The sequence below is a fragment of the Streptomyces tibetensis genome (assembly GCF_007655005.1).
GTDB lineage: Bacteria > Actinomycetota > Actinomycetes > Streptomycetales > Streptomycetaceae > Streptomyces > Streptomyces tibetensis.
In genome coordinates, this window is the sequence record NZ_SZVW01000055.1 from 1 (window position 1) to 833 (window position 833).

At 35.4% G+C, this 833-nt stretch carries 1 protein-coding gene; it reads right to left on the reverse strand.

The window, feature by feature from the left end; genetic code table 11:
* On the reverse strand, positions 1 to 365 hold a 365-nt coding region (locus FDO69_RS40885; RefSeq protein ID WP_206338753.1), incomplete at its 3' end, for a plasmid mobilization protein.
* Between the last annotated feature and the right edge of the window lie 468 nt (positions 366 to 833).

Here is an 833-nt window from a genome sequence, read left to right on the forward strand (position 1 = left end):
GCTTTACGTGTCAATGCTTTATCCTTTTTGCCATTATAATAAACTTCCATTTGCTCAAAATCTTTTGGAACTGTTGCATCTAAATAGTTATCTAAGGCTTGAGCTATTACTGCTGACATAGTCAAATCTTTTTCTTGAGCAAACTTTTTTAAAATTTCTTTTTCTTCTGTCGTTACTCTAAGTCTTACAATTTCATCTCTATTTTCACGTTTAAACATCTTTATAAATCTACTTTCCTGTTGAAGTTTCGCCAATAATTGCGTATAATCAACATTGAAAGACAACTTCCAGAATTCCGGCAAGAATCTCTCTGTAAGTTGTATTTTTTTATTTATTTTTAGTGATATTATATCACGTATATTCAACTAAAAGAACCTTGATTTTATCAGGGTTCTTTTTATGTTATAGCATATCTTAACCCCTCCGCCCCATTGCATTGGGGAACCGTTCGCCGACACGTGTCTCGGGAAAGCAAGCTTGCTTTCTTTTTTCTCAGCGTCTTTATGCTTAAAATAGTCAAGGGTTGCCCTACGGCGTATCTTAACCCCTCCGCCCCATTGCATTGGGGAACCGTTCGCCGACACGTGTCTCGGGAAGCTCAGGCAAGCTGACTTCTTTTTCCAGCGTTTTTCTTGCTAAAAAAGTCAAGGCTACCCTACGGCAAGCAAGCTTGACCTTGACTTTTACAAAAAATAATTTCCAACTTCAAGCAGCCAATAACTACAATTACCACAATTCAAAAAAATAAATTTACGATCCATCATACATAAATCAGTTAACCAAAATTTCAAAAAAAGCATTATCCAAATTAAAAAAATAAAAATGGTATGACA